Annotated in this window: 17 protein-coding genes; 5 read left to right on the top strand and 12 right to left on the bottom strand. The window is 46.6% G+C overall.

The window, feature by feature from the left end:
* Positions 1-56: 56 nt before the first annotated feature.
* Positions 57-461 (bottom strand): YgaP family membrane protein, encoded by a 405-nt coding sequence (locus tag EHS89_RS16760; protein WP_124927317.1) that lies wholly within the window; start codon positions 459-461, stop codon positions 57-59.
* Between the two features lie 278 nt (positions 462-739).
* On the opposite strand from EHS89_RS16760, the gene EHS89_RS16755 reads away from it, so the two are divergent.
* Entirely contained in the window at positions 740-1,675 is a 936-nt protein-coding gene (locus EHS89_RS16755; protein WP_124927316.1) for a universal stress protein, read from the top strand.
* Between the two features lie 61 nt (positions 1,676-1,736).
* Here EHS89_RS16755 and xthA read toward each other — a convergent pair whose 3' ends face one another.
* Positions 1,737-2,546 carry an exodeoxyribonuclease III gene (gene xthA, locus EHS89_RS16750; protein ID WP_124927315.1) on the bottom strand — a complete coding sequence of 270 codons (810 nt, stop codon included), beginning with the start codon at positions 2,544-2,546 and terminating at the stop codon, positions 1,737-1,739.
* A 236-nt stretch (positions 2,547-2,782) separates the two neighbouring features.
* Between xthA and gorA the strand changes: the two genes are divergently transcribed.
* Positions 2,783-4,138, top strand: a complete 1,356-nt coding sequence (gene gorA / locus EHS89_RS16745; protein WP_124927314.1) for a glutathione-disulfide reductase — start codon at positions 2,783-2,785, stop codon at positions 4,136-4,138.
* Between the two features lie 171 nt (positions 4,139-4,309).
* On the opposite strand, the gene EHS89_RS16740 is transcribed toward gorA, so the two are convergent.
* On the bottom strand, positions 4,310-5,323 hold the full coding sequence (locus tag EHS89_RS16740) for a diguanylate cyclase (protein WP_124927313.1): 1,014 nt from the start codon (positions 5,321-5,323) through the stop codon (positions 4,310-4,312).
* A 258-nt stretch (positions 5,324-5,581) separates the two neighbouring features.
* Between EHS89_RS16740 and EHS89_RS16735 the strand changes: the two genes are divergently transcribed.
* Positions 5,582-7,240 (top strand): SulP family inorganic anion transporter, encoded by a 1,659-nt coding sequence (locus EHS89_RS16735; RefSeq protein ID WP_124927312.1) that lies wholly within the window; start codon positions 5,582-5,584, stop codon positions 7,238-7,240.
* Between the two features lie 22 nt (positions 7,241-7,262).
* Here the strand turns inward: EHS89_RS16735 and EHS89_RS16730 are convergent, their stop codons facing one another.
* Together EHS89_RS16730 and EHS89_RS16725 are read right to left on the bottom strand one after the other, a co-directional pair.
* Positions 7,263-7,865, bottom strand: coding sequence for a YigZ family protein (locus EHS89_RS16730; RefSeq protein ID WP_124927311.1), 603 nt, complete (start codon positions 7,863-7,865; stop codon positions 7,263-7,265).
* 10 nt (positions 7,866-7,875) lie between these two features.
* The gene (locus EHS89_RS16725; protein ID WP_124927310.1) at positions 7,876-9,039 is read right to left on the bottom strand and encodes a cation diffusion facilitator family transporter; all 1,164 of its coding nucleotides are present in this window, start codon (positions 9,037-9,039) and stop codon (positions 7,876-7,878) included.
* 437 nt (positions 9,040-9,476) lie between these two features.
* On the opposite strand from EHS89_RS16725, the gene EHS89_RS16720 reads away from it, so the two are divergent.
* Positions 9,477-10,367 (top strand): bile acid:sodium symporter family protein, encoded by an 891-nt coding sequence (locus tag EHS89_RS16720; protein ID WP_124927309.1) that lies wholly within the window; start codon positions 9,477-9,479, stop codon positions 10,365-10,367.
* Here EHS89_RS16720 and queE read toward each other — a convergent pair.
* On the bottom strand, positions 10,350-10,979 hold the full coding sequence (gene queE, locus EHS89_RS16715; RefSeq protein WP_124927335.1) for a 7-carboxy-7-deazaguanine synthase: 630 nt from the start codon (positions 10,977-10,979) through the stop codon (positions 10,350-10,352). The two genes, EHS89_RS16720 and queE, sit on opposite strands and share 18 nt — an antisense overlap.
* Before the next feature lie 395 nt (positions 10,980-11,374).
* On the opposite strand from queE, the gene EHS89_RS16710 reads away from it, so the two are divergent.
* The gene (locus EHS89_RS16710; protein WP_124927308.1) at positions 11,375-12,007 is read left to right on the top strand and encodes a rhodanese-like domain-containing protein; all 633 of its coding nucleotides are present in this window, start codon (positions 11,375-11,377) and stop codon (positions 12,005-12,007) included.
* A gap of 116 nt (positions 12,008-12,123) precedes the next feature.
* Here EHS89_RS16710 and rdgC read toward each other — a convergent pair whose 3' ends face one another.
* From rdgC to hemN, 6 genes are all read right to left on the bottom strand, one after another.
* Positions 12,124-13,038 carry a recombination-associated protein RdgC gene (gene rdgC / locus EHS89_RS16705; RefSeq protein WP_124927307.1) on the bottom strand — a complete coding sequence of 305 codons (915 nt, stop codon included), beginning with the start codon at positions 13,036-13,038 and terminating at the stop codon, positions 12,124-12,126.
* A 96-nt stretch (positions 13,039-13,134) separates the two neighbouring features.
* Positions 13,135-13,617 (bottom strand): thioredoxin family protein, encoded by a 483-nt coding sequence (locus EHS89_RS16700; RefSeq protein WP_124927306.1) that lies wholly within the window; start codon positions 13,615-13,617, stop codon positions 13,135-13,137.
* Positions 13,614-14,489, bottom strand: a complete 876-nt coding sequence (locus EHS89_RS16695) for an alpha/beta hydrolase (RefSeq protein WP_124927305.1) — start codon at positions 14,487-14,489, stop codon at positions 13,614-13,616. The genes EHS89_RS16700 and EHS89_RS16695 overlap by 4 nt, the downstream gene beginning before the upstream one ends.
* A 195-nt stretch (positions 14,490-14,684) precedes the next feature.
* Positions 14,685-15,227 (bottom strand): adenine phosphoribosyltransferase, encoded by a 543-nt coding sequence (locus EHS89_RS16690; protein WP_124927304.1) that lies wholly within the window; start codon positions 15,225-15,227, stop codon positions 14,685-14,687.
* Positions 15,228-15,311: 84 nt separating this feature from the next.
* The gene (fnr, locus tag EHS89_RS16685; RefSeq protein WP_124927303.1) at positions 15,312-16,091 is read right to left on the bottom strand and encodes a fumarate/nitrate reduction transcriptional regulator Fnr; all 780 of its coding nucleotides are present in this window, start codon (positions 16,089-16,091) and stop codon (positions 15,312-15,314) included.
* Between the two features lie 89 nt (positions 16,092-16,180).
* A complete protein-coding gene (gene hemN, locus EHS89_RS16680; protein WP_124927302.1) occupies positions 16,181-17,572 on the bottom strand; it encodes an oxygen-independent coproporphyrinogen III oxidase in 1,392 nt (463 codons plus the stop codon).
* Between the last annotated feature and the right edge of the window lie 11 nt (positions 17,573-17,583).

Genomic DNA, 17,583 nt, shown 5'->3' with positions numbered 1-17,583 from the left:
TCATAAAAAAACGCCGTTAAACGGCGTTTTTTTTGGTGTGCTAATGACCCTTCATATTAGGTGGCTTTCTTGAAACCCAGCAGGCCTGCAATAGTAAATGCCGGGCACCAGCCAGAGAATGCGGATTGTAAAAGACTCGCACCCATGATTGCTGTGATGTACAGCACCCATTGAGGAGCATTGAAGAACATAAATGCAGCGACAGTAATGAGTACCGCTGAACCAGCAATAATATGTACTCCCTGATGTACGCTCATGCCGGTCATGCAGCTTTGCTCTTTCAGCTTGAACATACGGAAAATAGTCACCGCGGGGCACCATTTAGTGATACCTGATTGCAGCAGGTTCAGGCCAACAAAACCGGTCAGATAGAACCAGGCTGGGTTAACATAAGTACCTAGTGCAAGGCTGATAAGAATTACGGAACCGGCCATCAGGCGCAATGCAGCATTAAGCGTCATGATAAAAACCTCAGAACTGTTTAATTAAAGTTATAAGAAGGCCAGTAGGCCAGAATTTTTATATTATATATTGCTAATATCTAATATAAAAGAGATTTATAGGACTCTGAGAGTAAACCTCATGTTTAAAGGATAATTTTAAAGCTCTTACTCGTCTCACCTGTAAAGCCCTAAGCCGATAATTAGGACAAGCTTTGTGTTTAATTGAAGATTAGATTTGCAAATTGGCCTGTCTGAATCATGCTTATGTGAGGACTTGAGGTACTGGAGGCTTTAACGTGGATATCCGTAAAATTCTGGTGAACGTAGAGCAGGGCAAGGATCTCTATCTGCTGATAGAGAAAGTATTACGAATGGCAGAGGGCAGCGGTGCAAAGGTTGAGCTGTTTCGTTGTTGCTATAACGCATCTCTGCGTAACAGTTATCTGTTTGATAAAGAGTCGTTGTTGCGTGCGGAGCATGGCTATATTCATAAAGCGGAAGACGACCTTGAGCTTATCGCCAGTCAGTTAGAGGCTCAGGGCATAGAAGCGGCTACTGACGTGTGTTGGGAAAGGCACCACGCGGAATCGATAGTACGTAAAGTATTACGGTATCAGCCAGATATGGTGATACATCAGGTTGAACAACACAGTCGATTGGGACATTACATCTTCGATCAGAGTGACTGGATGCTGATCAGACAGTGTCCAGTGCCCTTGCTACTGGTTAAGCAGAAGCCCTGGTCGGATGGCGGGCATATTGCTGCTGCCGTTGATCCATTCCATGAGAGTGATAGCCCGGCGGCGCTGGATAAACAGATTTTAAATTGGGCCCGCCGTATAGTGCAGACGATTGAGGGGGACCTGAAGGTGCTGCATAGTTTTAATGTGCTGCCGCATTCGGCAATTTTTGATGAACATCTGGTAACAGATTTTGAGGGAATGCAGCGTAAGGTGCGTGGCGAGCATGTCGAAGCCCTGAATCTGCTACTAGAGCCTTTTGGGCTAAGTACACATAGTACAGCGGTTACTCTGAAGGAGACTGAAGCCCATCGGGCTATGCTTGAGTACGTTGAAGAAGCGCATATTGATGTGCTGGTTATTGGTGCAGTCGCCCGAGGGATACTGGATCGCTGGTTAATCGGCAGTACCACTGAACGTATTCTGGATAATTTGCATGCGGACCTGTTAGTAGTTAAACCGCCAGGTTTTGTCAGTAGCGTCTCTGAATAAACAAACAGGGCCTGATCAGGCCCTGTTTTTTGCCAGGCTAAACGTCAGCCTTTAATATCACTTATTTAAATTCAGCCCAGATCGGTGCGTGATCCGAAGGCTTTTCCATCGCCCGGATATCATAATCGATATCGGCGGCTACACAGCGCTGATAGAGTGAATCTGTGACCAGTACGGCATCAATCCTAAGGCCACGCTTAGGCTCTGCGTCAAAGCCTTTACTGCGATAATCAAACCAGCTGAATCGATCATCGGTATCCGGTTGTAGTTTACGGAAAGTGTCTTTAAGTCCCCAGCCCAGTAATTTGCTGAGCCACTCCCGCTCTTCTGGCTGGAAGCTTGCTTTACCGGTTTTTAGCCAGCGCTTGCGGTTGGGTTCACCGATACCGATATCTTTATCTTCGGTTGATATATTCAGATCCCCCATAACCACTAACGCCTGTTCTGGATCGCATTGCTGCTCCAGGTAGTCCTGCAGGTCGGCATAATATTTTCGTTTGGCTGGGTACTTAGTTTCGTGAGCAATATTTTCGCCCTGAGGAAAGTAACCGTTAAGCACTTTAATACGGCAGCCATCGATATCGTACTCGCCCATGATCATGCGCTTTTGAGCATCCTCGTCGTCGCCGGGGAAGCCTTTTTCAATACTAAGTGGTGCTTGCTTAGAGATCAGACAAACCCCGTAATGTCCCTTCTGACCGTGGAACTCTACGTGATAGCCCATGTCTGTGATCATTGATACCGGAAACTCGTCATCGTGAACTTTGGTTTCCTGAATACCGATCACATCTGGCTGGTGGGATTCGATCAGAGCTTTGATCTGGTGTGGGCGGGCACGTAGACCGTTGGTATTAAAAGAGATCAGTTTCATGGAGGTTCCGGTGGCGGGTTAACAGTGGGCGGATACGTTAACGCTCTCTTTAGTAAAGTTCAATCGGCATCTTATAGAAAAGCACTATCAGCTATTTTGCTTAACTCTATTGGCATCAGGGCATAACTACAGGTAGATTAGGTGCCATCTTAAAAAAGGCCTGTGCGGCGACTTAATTTTTTTGCCTGCATATAATTAAAAGGTCTTTATTTCGTTTCAGTATTGAGGGGATTCCTGTGGCAGAGTTTGATTTTGATCTGTTTGTTATCGGTGCCGGTTCCGGTGGTGTACGTGCCGGACGTATGGCTGCCGCGATGGGTGTACGGGTAGGTATGGCTGAAGACCGCTACATGGGTGGTACCTGTGTGAATGTGGGTTGTGTGCCTAAGAAACTGTTTGTTTATGGCTCTCATTTTAGCGAAGAGTTTGAAAATGCAGCTGGATTTGGCTGGAATGTTGGCAAAGCGAAGTTTGACTGGCCAACTCTGCGGGATAACAAAACCAAGGAAATCGAGCGTCTTAATGGAATCTACCGCAATATGCTGGCGAATTCCGGGGTAAATCTAATTGATGGCCGGGCCAAAATATCCGGACCGAATTCGGTTGTTGTTGCCGGGAAAGAATACACCGCTGAGCGCATTCTGATTGCGACGGGCGGCTGGCCTTTTGTTCCTGAATTTCCGGGTAGCGAGCATGTTATCAGCTCGAATGAAGTTTTTTATCTGGATCAGTTCCCGAAGCGGGCTATCGTGGTTGGCGGTGGTTATATCGCAGTTGAGTTTGCTGGTATCTTTGCCGGGCTTGGTGCTGAAACGTCTTTGATCTACCGTGGTGATATGTTCTTGCGCGGCTTTGATCAGGAAGTACGTGAATTTACAGCAGAAGAGGTCGCTAAGAAAAACGTTAACCTGCGTTTCAATACCAATATTGAGAAAATTGAAAAGCAGGCCGATGGTTCTCTGTTAGCATATCTGACCGACGGTACTACGCTGGAAGCCGATACTATTATGTATGCAACAGGTCGGGTTCCTAACGTGATGGATCTAGGCTTGGAGAACATTTCTGTAGAGCAACAGAGCAATGGTGCTATTGTCATTAATGATCAGTTTCAGACAGCTACACCTTCGGTTTATGCCGTAGGTGATGTAATTGACCGGGTTCAGTTAACACCGGTTGCGCTGGCCGAAGGGATGACGCTGGTACGCAATCTGTACGCAGGAGAGAGTAAGCAGGTTGATTATGATCTGATCGCAACTGCAGTATTCTGTCAGCCCAATATCGGTACTGTTGGTTTAAGTGAAGAAAAAAGTCGTGAACTCTACCCTAATGTCGATGTCTATAAATCCACGTTCAGAGCAATGAAGCATACGATCAGTGGTAGTGACGAAAAAACCTTCATGAAGATGTTGGTTGATCGTGATACCGATAAGGTTCTGGGAGTACATATGGTTGGGCCAGATGCCGGTGAAATTATTCAGGGTATCGCGGTTGCACTTAAAGCCGGTGCGACTAAGGCTGTGTTTGATTCCACCATAGGTATTCATCCGACTGCGGCTGAAGAGTTTGTGACTATGCGTGAACCAGCAAGTTAAGTAATACCTTCATCGATTATTATCCCCGGCTGATTTCAGACCGGGGATTTTTTTGTCTGAATTTAAGCTGGCTAAATAAGCGTACAAAAAAAGCCCCGGAAGGGGGCTTTTTTAAAAAGAACTTGTTAAAAAGAACTTGCTTGATGGGAGTGGGTCCCGTCTGGATTTGTTCTAATCCGCCGTCTGAACGTTGTTCCGACCAGCTTCTTTCGCTTTATATAGCGATGCATCCGCTCTGGCAATCAGGCTTTCCACTGACTCTCCTGGCGCTAGACGGGCCACACCGAAAGAGGCTGTGACTGAACTGATCACATCGCCGGTTTTCTTTTGCTTTATTCTGATCGACTGAATCTTTAACCGTACCTTCTCCGCCAGTGCTGCAGAAGCTGAGGTATCTTGCCCAGGCAGCAGCATGGCAAATTCTTCGCCGCCAAAGCGCACCGGAAGAAATGGAGCGGGGCATTCATTCATCACCAGCTTTGCGACATACTGAAGCACTTTGTCGCCCATTTGATGGCCGTAGGTATCGTTAAATTTCTTAAAGAAGTCGATATCAACCATCACCAGAGATACATCAGGTTTGGCTGCACTGGAATACTGCTCCAGTTCCATATCAAACACCCGGCGATTAAACAGCCCGGTAAGAGGGTCGATAGTTGCATCCTGACGGGTTTGTTCCAGCTCTTCCTTTAGGGTATTTATCTCGGCCTGGGCATCATCGATCTTCTTTTGAAACTGACGTGCACTTTCGCTAATGGTTTCGGTATTTACAGCCAGCTTCTGGATAATAGTTTCAAGTGACTGATCATCACTGCTGTCACGTAGTGCTGCAAGACTATCCTGCAACACTTCATTAAATGCTTCAGTATCCTGCGCGGTGGATGAGGCGGAAGATTCAAGATCCCCCATCACAGAAAGCAGAGCATTCTGGATATCTTCTGCGTTTTCTATTTCACCTTTAAGCAGATACTCCCTGAACATTTTTTCACTGACAATATTGGGACAGGTCCCGTATACCTCCAGTGTTTTGTCCATCTGTGTATTTAACTCAGGTAGAGCCTGAGAAACATAGGCATACCACAGAGAGTAGTTGAGCGGGTTAGGCGGAATACTATGCTTAACCATTAATGGAATTGCCTGGCGCAAAAATTCAGCAGCTTGCTTCGGATTATCGGCGAACTTCATATAAACCCTTGGTTATCTCGCTGTAATCAAATGAAATGACAGGTTACAGCAGTTCAATGAAACACAATAACATTTAACTCACTGTAAGGTTGATACTTTATCTCTCAAAGTGATGATTATCAAACAGTTGTTTTAAAGAATTTTTTCCATCGTTAGACTAAATATTCATTGTGCCAGCACAGCTGCTGAGTGAATCTTGTATTTTAGATAGCGACAGCCCCCGAAGAAAATAACAATAAAATATCATCAGGCTAGCCAATGTCACTGATCCACGGGCTTCATTTTAATAACCTAAAAGGCGACCTGCTGGGGGGAGTAACGGCTGCGGTTGTGGCTTTGCCCCTGGCGCTGGCATTTGGTGTGTCTTCCGGTGCGGGTGCGATAGCCGGACTTTACGGTGCTATTTTTGTCGGCTTATTTGCTGCACTTTTTGGTGGCACGCCGGCACAGGTCTCAGGTCCCACCGGGCCGATGACTGTCGTTATGGCTTCTGTCTTTACTCAATTTGTTGCGATCGATCCTGCAACAGGCCCTGTATTAGCCTTCACTGTGGTTATTATGGGAGGAATATTGCAGATGCTGTTTGGTCTGCTAAAACTGGGCAAGTATGTCACTCTGGTCCCATTTCCGGTGATATCAGGATTTATGAGTGGTATTGGTCTCATTATTATCCTGCTACAGTTAGGCCCGTTGTTTGGCTTTAGTGCGTCTTCCAGTGCTAAAGAGGCGTTGTTTCTTATTCCAGAGTATCTCAACGGTGCAGATAGTCCGGCACTGATGCTGGGGCTGGTGAGTCTGGCAATCGTTCTCTTCTGTCCCCGTTCTATCAGTGTCACAGTGCCACCGCCATTATTGGCATTGGTGTTGGGTACACTGATCTACCTGTTGGTATTTCTGGATTCTGGCTTGACGGTTATCGGAGCTATTCCTACTGGTCTACCGCAGCTGTTGATGCCCGCTTTGTCTTTAGATCTGCTTAGCGAGATGTTATTTGCTGCATTAATGCTGGCGGTATTAGGCTCAATAGATTCGCTGTTAACGTCGCTGGTGGCCGATAACATGACCAAAAATTATCATGATTCTGACCGTGAACTGATCGGTCAGGGCGTTGGTAATATGATGGCTGGTCTGTTTGGTGGTCTGCCGGGTGCCGGTGCAACGATGCGTACGGTGGTAAATATTAAAGCGGGTGGCAGTACGCCGATTGCCGGTGTCGTGCATGCTTTAGTGTTGGTTTTTGTGGTGCTGGGGGCAGCCCCGCTGGCAGAAAATATTCCCCATGCTGTACTGGCGGGTATTCTGATAAAAGTTGGCCTGGATATTATCGACTGGCGCTTTCTGTTGCGCTTGCATCATGCACCGCTGTTTGTTGCGGTATTAATGTTACTGGTGCTCTGCCTTACAGTGCTGGCAGATCTGGTCACCGCGGTGTTTGTAGGCGTGTTTATCGCCAATGTTGTTACTGTTAAGCGGTTGTCAGATAACCAGCTGGACAGTATCAGGATAATCGATAGCCACGCCGGTAATGATGAGAGCTTAAGTAAACGCGAACGAAAGCTATTGGCAGAGACCCGGGGGCGGGTTGTGTTGTATCAGTTTGACGGGCCTGTCAGTTATGCCGCAGCGAAAGGCCTGTCCGGTAAACTTCAGGATTGTCGGCCTCATGATGCTTTGTTATTGGATTTTAGCCGGGTTCCTCTGATCGACGTATCTACTGCGCTGGCTATCGAAGATATGATAGTTGAGGCACAGGGAGTAGGGCGGAATGTCCATATCATCGGTCTCAATCCTATTGTGCAGGAGATCCTGCAACGGTTAAAAATTCTGGATCTTATTCCGGCTAGTTTTTGTCATACGAAGCGTAGTAAGGCGCTGGAAACCGCTCATGCGATGGTGTTTAGGGATGAACTTAACTGAGTTCAACTCAATTGATGCATACTCAACAGAGCTTAAGGGAGATGAGGTGCTGGTGAGGCGTCAGGGCCGTTTTAAGCTCCGCCAGCCGGGTTTCTTCTATCAGCGCGACGACAGTTAGATCTGAGTCAAAGCTTCTTTCGCACTGGCTAAGATTAAACTGAACGATCAGTTGTTCAAGCTCACCGGTCAGGCTGTAGGGTGCGATTAAGCGAATCTGTTTTTTAGGGATAATGGTTTCAGTATCACAACGGGCCAGTGCTGATTGAACTGACTGGCCGTAGGCTCTGACCAGACCGCCGGTGCCGAGTTTTATACCACCAAAATAGCGGGTGACTACGGTACATATATTACCCATACCGCTGTGACAGAGAATATTCAGCATCGGCTGACCCGCGGTGCCTTTTGGCTCACCATCATCACTGAAATTCCACTGATGGAAGTCATCCGGGAGACCCGCGATATAGCTCCAGCAATGGTGGTTCGCTTTAGGGTGACGCTCCCGGATAGCGCTAATAAACTGATCTGCCTGTTGGCGGCTCTCAACAATCTCCAAATTGCAGATAAAGCGGCTGCGATTGATCTCAATTTCTGTTTCAACCGCAGCAGCGGGGCGCAGGTAACTCATCGTCTGGTGGTCATAATTTTATGGCTTTAGTGCCATACCAGATATGCAATCCACCAAACCAGGGGTAATGACTGAAGTGCTGACCTAGTTGTTGTTCCAACTCGGAGGTATTAACCGAACGATTTAACTCGCTATCAAGTAGCATCAGATCAATTTCTATCGCATCGCTGCGATAGTGCAGAGTCAGACGACTGATATCCAGGTGAGGGGCATGGCACTGATCTAATGCATCCCAGAGGATACCACTGACTTCAGTACGCATCGGCAGGGTTTTACAATAGTTTTCTTCCTCTTCATCATCGTAGGTATCGATATGGAAGATAACATGGCCGATGTCTTCAAACTGTCCCTTAAGGCGGTACACGGCGGCGTCGCCAATATAATGTCCTTCAGAGGCGCTCAGGTGCGGTGCAACCTGAAGATGCATTTCCAGTAGGCTCTGGCTTCCCATATTACGGCTTTTAAAGCTGTGCACGCTGATAACGCCTTCTACCTGCATGATGCTCTCGGTATAGGCTTTCAGCTGTTCTTCAGGTAAGGCGGTATCAACCAGTTCTTTGATACTTTTCCAGGTCAGTTCCCAACCAATTTTTGCAACAATAAATGCAACAATAATAGCGGCAAAAGCATCCAGCCATGCCAGCCCGGACATTGCGCCGGCAACTCCGACAAACACGACAATCGAAGAAAATGCATCGGTACGGCTGTGCCAGGCATTGGCGATAATCAGGTCTGATTTTATCCGTTGTCCTACCGCCAGCGTATAGCGGAAAATAGCTTCTTTACTGGCAACGGAGATGGCCGCAATCACCAGTGCCGGCCATTCAGGTAACTGAGCTGTGGCAGACTCTAATAATGCCAGTACACTTTCATAAGCCATGGCGCCGGCAACAGCAACAAGTATGCAGCCGAGAATAACGGTGCCAATGGTTTCAAAGCGGGCATGCCCCCAGGGATGATCCTCATCGGGTTCCTGGTGGGAGTATTTAATGATTGCGACAACCAGAAAGTCGGTCAGCAGATCAGACAGTGAGTGAATGCCATCCGCAAGCAGTGCGCTTGAATGGGATATGACACCGAATACTATTTTTAATAATCCCAGTATCAGATCAATAAAGGCACCAATAAGGGTGATCCGTTGGGCTTCTGCCTGATTATTTGTTGTTGAATTCATTAGATGAAAAACTGTGGTTAAAAGTGCGATGCCATATGTTAAGGGGAACTATGTTAATTGACCAGTTTAAGAACGTTTTTTTATAGCTTTTTATTACTAGAAAAGTGTTGACTTCTCTCAGTCACAGTAATGACGCGGAATAGCAACAAATACTGGATAAAATCACAAAAACGGGCTTTGGATTCAATTTATTCTTTTATAACTGATTGTTTTAAAAGACATAAAACAGGTGGTTAAATTTTAATCAGTTTATCTGGAAAGGCTATTAACCGGGTCTTCAGAAGGGTATTTGTCGCTGTACCCACAACGTTATCCACAGCTTGTGTGGGTAGATTGAGACAGCCCTTTGACTGTGGGTTGTCAGGCGGTTGTAATAGCATCCACAGGGCAATAATATAAGCCCTCACTAATTTAGCGACAGATGGAAATTTAAACCTATGGAAGGCGGAAGCGCTCTCTCGATATTACTACCCGCGGCGCTCTTTATCATTATGTTGGGTATGGGGCTTAGTCTTAACCTGAGCAATTTCAGCCGATTAATTGAACGCCCTGGAGTTATCCTGGTAGGTCTAGTTTTTCAGCTTTTCTGTTTACCTGTATTGGCGTTCATTCTGGTGACATCGTTTGAGCTATCTCCGGCACTGTCTGTAGGGCTGATGATAGTGTCCTTTGCACCGGGTGGCGCAACATCAAATATGATCAGTTATCTGTGTCGTGCCGATACCGCTTTATCGATTACCTTAACGGCTATTTCAAGCCTGTTAGTCCCGCTGACATTGCCCTGGTTGGCCTGGTTGAGTCTTGAGTATTTTATGGCACAGGGGGTGATGATCAATTTACCGGTGATAACAACAATTATGAAGTTGTTAATGGTGACCATTATTCCGGTATTGCTGGGTGTAATGATACATGTCCGATTGCCTGAGCTGAGTCAGACAATGCAAAAACCGGTAAAAATCATATCGCTGATATTTATGTTCAGTGTGGTTTTGCTGATTAGCTGGGCAAACAAAGAGCAGCTGCCTGAACTACTGCCAGTATTAACACCCGTGGTGCTGCTATTATCGGGCGGGGCTATGCTGATGGCGGTATTAATAGCACGCTATCTGTTTAAATATAGCGCCGAAACAGCGCTAACCCTGGGTATTGAAACCGGAATTCAGAATGCGGGTACGGGACTGATGATCACGGGTGCTATTTTACAACAGCCTGAGATGTCTATGAGTGTGCTGATGTACGGTATTCTGATGCAGATTCCAGCGTTATTGCTTGTTATCTGGCGTAATCTACCACAAGGTAATATCGTCGGTTCAGTCAATTCCCAGTAGTTTATGGGTTTGCAGACTTAGTTTCCATTGCGGGTTGTTCAGGCAGTACTGTATGCAATCTGATGAATTCATGCTTTGCATAGGTCCATCCATCGGCTGCAGATAGAAGTGTTTGAAATTCAGCTTATCAAAGGTCTCCGGCAAAGCTAATGGCTGAGGGTAGACCAGTTTAAGTTCATCGCCATCGGTAACCACTATTTTACTGTCGGCTTTAGGGCTGACGCAGACCCAGTCGATACCTTCAGGCAGGGGTAGAGTACCGTTAGTTTCTATAGCGATCTCAAGGCCTTCGCTATGGAATGCAGTGATTAGTTGTGGGTCCAGCTGCAAGAGGGGCTCTCCACCGGTACAGACAACATAGGGCTGGCCTTTATCACCGGGCCATAACTGTCTTACTGCTTTGGCCAGACTCTCAGCACTATGGAACTTTCCACCATTCTGGCCGTCGGTGCCTATGAAATCAGTATCGCAAAAGTCACATACGGCTTTACTGCGATCCTGCTCTCTTCCTGACCAGAGATTACAGCCTGTAAAACGGCAGAATACTGCAGGTCTGCCTGCCTGTGCTCCTTCACCCTGAAGGGTATAAAACATCTCTTTTACGCTGTAAATACTGCTCACAAAATCACCTGTATATCGGAATGCGCGTAGTCTACACCCTGACTAGCATAGTGCAACGGAGATTTAACAAAAGATAAAGCCGGGAACTGATCAGAATGTACATAAGGTATTAAAAGTACCTGCATGTGGTGCGTCAGGTTTAACAACGGTTAATTACATAAGCCCCTGTATGAGTACCGAAGCTTAGCCGCTGATGCTGAGTAAAATCTTGATAAATATCAGACTAATTCACTAGAGCGATTAAATGACCCGTTCTGAAGATTGATGTATAAATACAATATAACTTAACGAGATTAGCTTATAACTATAAGTTAGCAGGTGGGTTGATTGACTTAGTTGAATAACAATAATCAAAAAAATTAACAAAGATTTTCAAGGTGCGGAAAATGATCAAGAAGGCATTTGCAGGTGTAGTGTTAGGCGCTGTAGTACTCAGTTCACCATTGGCTCAGGCTGAGAGAAAGGCGATGATTGCGCCGGATCTGTATTCTTTCAAGGTGTCCCATGAGGGGGATATGGTTGAAATTATGCGTAATCAGAATCCGGATAACACAATTTCTGAGCTGTATAGCACCACTTTTCGTGGTACACCTCAAGCGATGAATCCATTTGCACCGCACGATGTCGAAACTCTGGGTGAACGTGAATTCACCAGTTATATGATGGATGCCCAGAAAGATGAAAGCATCATGATAGTTGATACTCGTACTGTTGGTTGGCATGCACGGCTGACTATTCCGGGTTCTGAAAATTATCCCTATACCCTGATGGATGACAAGGATGATATGGAAGATGCGCTGGATGATTTTGGTGTTGTGGTTGAGGGTGATAATTACGATTTCAGTAAGGCTAAAAAACTAGTGATGTTCTGTAACGGCTACTGGTGTGGACAAACGCCGGCGATGGGACGCGCGCTATTGGAAGCGGGCTACCCTGAAGAGCAGCTTAAATATTATCGCGGTGGCATGCAAGCCTGGACCAGTTTGGGTCTGACCGTTGTCGGTGAAGCGGTAGAGTAAAGCTTAGTTAATAAAAAACGCGCCTGTTAGAAGTGATTTCATAACGTTGGCGCGTTTTTACATGTAAGGCAATACTCGGCATTGCCTTTACTTGTTAGTGACGATTCCGTGACCCATCAGGGACGCTGAGCTTCCCCGCCGAAGGCTTCAGTTAATGCCGGTACCAATCGGGTCAGTTCCAGCGACATCTGAACAAATTCTGCGTCAAACTGGGCAAAGGCTTCATCCGGGCTATCCTGATCCAGCTTCTCTTTAAGTTGATCAGACAACTTAATACGCTTGATGCAGAGATCATCCTGTATGATGAAGTTAAGACTTTCCTGCCACTCTACTGCCAGCTTAACCACACGTTTACCTGCTTCCAGGTGGTGGATGATTTCATCACTGCCCAGGTCTTGTCCTTTACAGCGAATGACGCCTGTTTCGATAGCACTATCGCGCAGTTCGCACTCATCCAGAGGCTCAAGACCGGCGAAACGATCTTCCGGCTTTTCCAGCCACTGCGTCATAATTGCCGAAGGTGAATGGTTAACATCGGGCAAGACTACCGGCAGAGAGCCTAGCAGGCTGCGCAGATGACTGAGTAACTCTTCAGCTCGTTTATGGCTACTGGCATCAACAATTAGCAGGTTGTGCTCGGGGGCGATCAGAGCCCAGGTTTTCTGATACTTGCTGAACGCTCGGGGCAGCAGGTCCAGTACGATCTCATCTTTGAGCTGATCCTTCTCTTTTTTGTAGACTTTGCGAGCCTGCTCATGCTCGATGACTTTTACTTTTTCATCGAGTTTCTGGCGGATAACGCCTGCAGGGAGGATCTTCTCTTCTTTCTGTCCGGCTATCAGTAGAAAACCGTTACCCGCGTGAACCAGCATGTCTGACAGCCCGTTGCTGGGGCTGACCCAGCCAAAGCGGCTCAGTTCCTGGCTACCGCAGGGGGTGAAGGCTTTTTCATTTAGTTTATCTTCGAGGGCTTCCGGGGTGTAACTGAACGGCTGACTGAAACGATAATAGATGGCATTTTTAAACCACATGAAACGCGCCCTTAGTATGTAAGAAAAGAAATAACAGGAGTTGAGTCGCTATTGTAAAGAGATAAGTGGTTGCGGAACAGGACCTGATACAGATTATTATTTTAAGCCGAGCATTTTTTTATGGGCTTTACGTACCGCTTTCTCAACATAAAATCCATACATTTCAGGGGTACTGATACCGATCATTTTTTCGATAAGCTGTTCTCCGTTAGCGGGATTGAGAAACAGCAGGGTTGGCGTTAGAGGGCTGTCATAGCGATGGGCAAAGCGGGTCGCTGAAACAGTGTTGCCTGCACTGTCAATCAGCTCCTGGCCATCGTGAATAATGAGATTACGAAACAGTAGCCGCTGGTCATAATGGCCGCTAATCTGCATAGGCTTAAGGATCTCCTCTTCGACTAGCTCACAGTAGCTACAATCAGGCTGGCTGATCAGTACTAACAGGAAGCGGTTGCCGGCCTGTTGTTGATCCTTTTGCAGGTCTTCAAGCAGTGGCAGTGGGCTGGCTTGAGCCGACAGGCTCAGGCACAGCCAGAATATTGCCATGCTGTAGTTCACGAATGAAACAGGTAACTTCATAGGGTTTCCATAAATTCGACGATGCCTTCGACGACTTCATCGGCATACAGGTCTCGAAAGTAATGATCAGCACCTTCGATGATAATGGATTGTACCTTATCGTTCTTTACCTGCATCATTCCTGATTCTAGATTAGCTACTGTTTGATCTTCTGAACCAATAAATACCAGGCTAGGTGTCTGGCTGTTCTTTAATAGTCGGGGTGTATCGAACATCGGGTCAGGCTGGTAATAACTAATAAAGCTCCGGGCGGTTACTTTTGCATCAGCGCAGTAGATAAATCCGGTATTACCCATCCAGTGGTCGGGCTTTAGCTTATAGGCTGTGGCTAATGTTGCATCCAGAGGGGCGTTGTAGCGTTGTTGATAGTTTGCACTGGCCTGTTGTTCATTCCAGGTGGCTGGGGCGATAAGAACCTGAGCCAGGGGCTTTTGTGAGGCTGTTTGGCTGAACCATGCTGTTTGGTTTCCGCCCCTTGAATGCCCGATCAGGATAATTTCTTCAGCCCCGTTTTCTAATAACCAGTTTTGCCACAGACCGATCTCGTCTACAGCATCGGTATGTTTATGGTTATGTGGGACGCTGCAGTCATACATCCCCTTACGTTCAGTTATTCCCAGATTTAGATTGATAGCCAGACTGGGCAGGTCTTCGTCGGCAAGCAGTTCCTGCAGGCTGGCAATAATTTCCATACCGTTATGGGCGAGCGTGCCATGGGTAATTAGCATCACCCGACCGCTTAAAGGCTGGTCATCTATTCGTTGGAGGTTGGCATTCAGAGACAGGTTATTGTGTCCGAGTGTTACTTCTTCTGCCTGAGCAGAGCAGGTCAGTGCGAAGATGCATGAGCTAAGCAGAATTTTATTGAGCATAGAATATCCAGAGTTGTTTTTTATTTTTGGTTATATTCTTATAACCAAACAAGATTAGCAACTATAGAATAGTAGAATAGATGAGCCGGGAAGAGCGATGTGTAACAAGGACTAAAAGCAGGAGCGAGTGTTAAGAAAATGGTTTTACAAGCTTGTGAAGGGCTGCAGGTTGAAGTGATTCAACCTGCCTCCTGATTACAGGCCTTCGTAGGCCAGTAGTGTATGAACAGGAATACCGGTTTCCTGGATCTTTTCAGAACCTTGGAGATCTGGCAGATCAATCAATGCTGCGGCTTCATAAATTTCCGCGCCCAGTTCTTTAATAATAGTGCTGGCAGCGAGAATCGTACCACCGGTAGCGATCAGATCATCAAAAATCAGTACTTTATCGCCTTCAGCTACCGCATCAATCTGCATCTCGACAACCGCTTTGCCGTACTCAAGATCGTATTCACAATGAATTGTCTTGCCTGGCAATTTGCCTTTCTTTCGTACCAGTACCAACGGGATATTTAACTGATAAGCCATGATAGAGCTGATCAGAAACCCCCGGGCATCGATGCTGGCTATATGGGTAATATCAGTATCTATGTAGCGCTGAATAAATGAATCAGAGATCATTCGCAACGCTTTAGGATCTTTAAATAGTGGCGTAATATCACGAAACATGACACCGGGCTCAGGCCAGTCCGGAATCGTACGCATAACAGACTTGATATAACATTCATCAAAAGACATTGGGCTACCTTAAATAAAACAAAAGAAACATTCCTGAACAGAAAAAAAATACCCGCCGTAGCGGGTATTCTGTCCCGGCGCAGATCAGGCGCTAGGGCAGGTCTTATCTTCGCAGATATCCGCATCAGGCGACTCACCCGACAGGTTGTAGATCTCTTCCAGATCGGTTAATACGATCTCTTTGCCATCTACCCTAATCAGCTCCATTTTCTGGAAGCGGGTAAAGATACGGCTTACCGTTTCTACCGCCAGGCCAAGATAGTTACCAATCTCGTTACGAGACATGGAAAGGCGGAAGTTAGTGGCGGAATAGCCACGCGCTTTGAAGCGGTTTGATAATTTAACCAGGAAAGTCGCTACCCGCTGTTCAGCATTTTTCTTGCTGAGCAGTAGCATCATCTGCTGATCTTCACGAATCTCTTTGCTGAGTGTGCGCAAAATCTGGCGACGCAGTTCAGGCATCTGACCGGAGAGGTCATCGAGTCGTTCGAAGGGTATTTCACAGACGGTAGTGGTTTCAAGAATTTTAGCCGAAACGGGATACTCTTCGTTATCAAAGCCGCTCATGCCAACCAGTTCGCCTGGGAAATAAAACCCGGTAATCTGTTCTTCACCCTCGTTAGTCAGGGTGTAGGTTTTAATGGAACCGGCACGCAATGCGTATACCGATGAGAATGGTTCACCCTGGTGAAACAGATGGTCGCCTTTTTTAAGCGGTCGGCTTTTATCGATAATATCATCGAGCCGGTCCATCTCTGTCATGTTTAAAGAGACGGGTAAACATAACGAACTTAAACTGCAGGTGCCGCAATGAACCTGCTGTAAGCTGTGTAGTTTCCCTTCTGTTGCCTTATGGTTGCCCATAATAAGGTCCTGTTATTTCGTTATAATTTTTTGTGTAGCTAATCATCGATTATCTACTAAATCCTATACAGGGTGAAGCGTTTCCCGTATCAAATGATACGGGAGAAGCCTTTAGTTGGCTGCTGCTTAGGAATATAGGCGTCAAAAGACATGCATATACGGCGAATCAGCAAGCGGCCAGCAGGTGTTACTTCGATATGTTTGTCATCGAGAATAATGAGGCCATCCTCAGTAAAGCGTTGCAGATCTTCCAGTTCTTCTGCGAAATACTCGGCGAAGCAGATATCAAATCGTTCTTCGATATCACTCATTGTCAGTTCAAACTGGCAAATCAGCTGAGTGATTACTGCGCGACGAATGCTGTCGTCACGGGTCAGAGTAACGCCACGTTTAATCGCATCGTCACGCTCTTCAACAGCGACGGTGTAGGCCGCAATATCGTGTTCGTTCTGGTAGTAAACATCGCCAATCTGGCTGATAGCTGAAACACCCATGGCGACCAGGTCGCAGTCGCTGTGAGTAGTATAGCCCTGGAAATTACGGTGTAACTTACCGTTTTGCTGAGCCAGTGCCAACTCATCATCGGGCTTGGCAAAGTGGTCCATACCGATATACACGTAACCCGCAGCGATCAGTTTATTGATCGTTGTTTCGAGTATGGCAAGTTTTGTTTCCGGGCTCGGCAGGTCATCAGCATTAATATGCTTTTGTGAGCGGAACCGGTCTGGCATGTGCGCATAGTTGAATACGGACAGGCGGTCTGGATCAAGGTCGATGATGGTATCCAGGGTTTTGCTGAAGCTTTCCAGTGTCTGATGCGGCAGACCGTAGATCAGGTCCATGTTGATGGAGCGGAAGCCTAAACGACGGGATTCTGCTAAAACAGCAGCAACCTGTTCAACCGGCTGTACCCGGTTTACCGCTTCCTGAACTTTTAGTTCTACATCCTGAACACCAAAGCTAATGCGGTTGAAGCCAATTTCGCGCAGTACTTTCAGGGTTTCATTGTCGACTTCGCGAGGATCGATCTCGATAGAGTAATCACCTGAATCGTCATCCAGCAGTTTGAAGTTATCACGCAACTTCTGCATCAGCTCAGTCATCTGCTCGTTGCTGATAAAGGTTGGTGTGCCACCGCCCCAATGCAGTTGTTCAACAATCTGGTCGTTGGCATACCATTTGGCCAGTTGTTCCATCTCTTTATAAACCGTATCGAGATAGGGCTGTGCTTTCTTACGGTTGCGGGTAATGACTTTATTACAGGCACAGTAATAACAAACATGGGCGCAGAAAGGGATATGTACGTACAGCGATAGTGGCGCAGTAGTATCAGAACTTTGTTGTCCGGTTGCTACCAGATCTGCAGGTGACAGTTCTGGATCAAACTGAATAGCAGTAGGGTAAGAGGTATAGCGCGGACCTGAAAGGTCATAGCGGCGGATCAGGTCCAGATCCCATTTAATCAGATTGTTCGGGTTCACAATGTTTCTCA

The sequence above is a fragment of the Amphritea balenae genome (assembly GCF_003858655.1).
Lineage (GTDB): Bacteria > Pseudomonadota > Gammaproteobacteria > Pseudomonadales > Balneatricaceae > Amphritea > Amphritea balenae.
The sequence above is the reverse complement of the archived record's forward strand: the minus strand, read 5'-3'. Positions and strand labels throughout refer to the sequence as shown.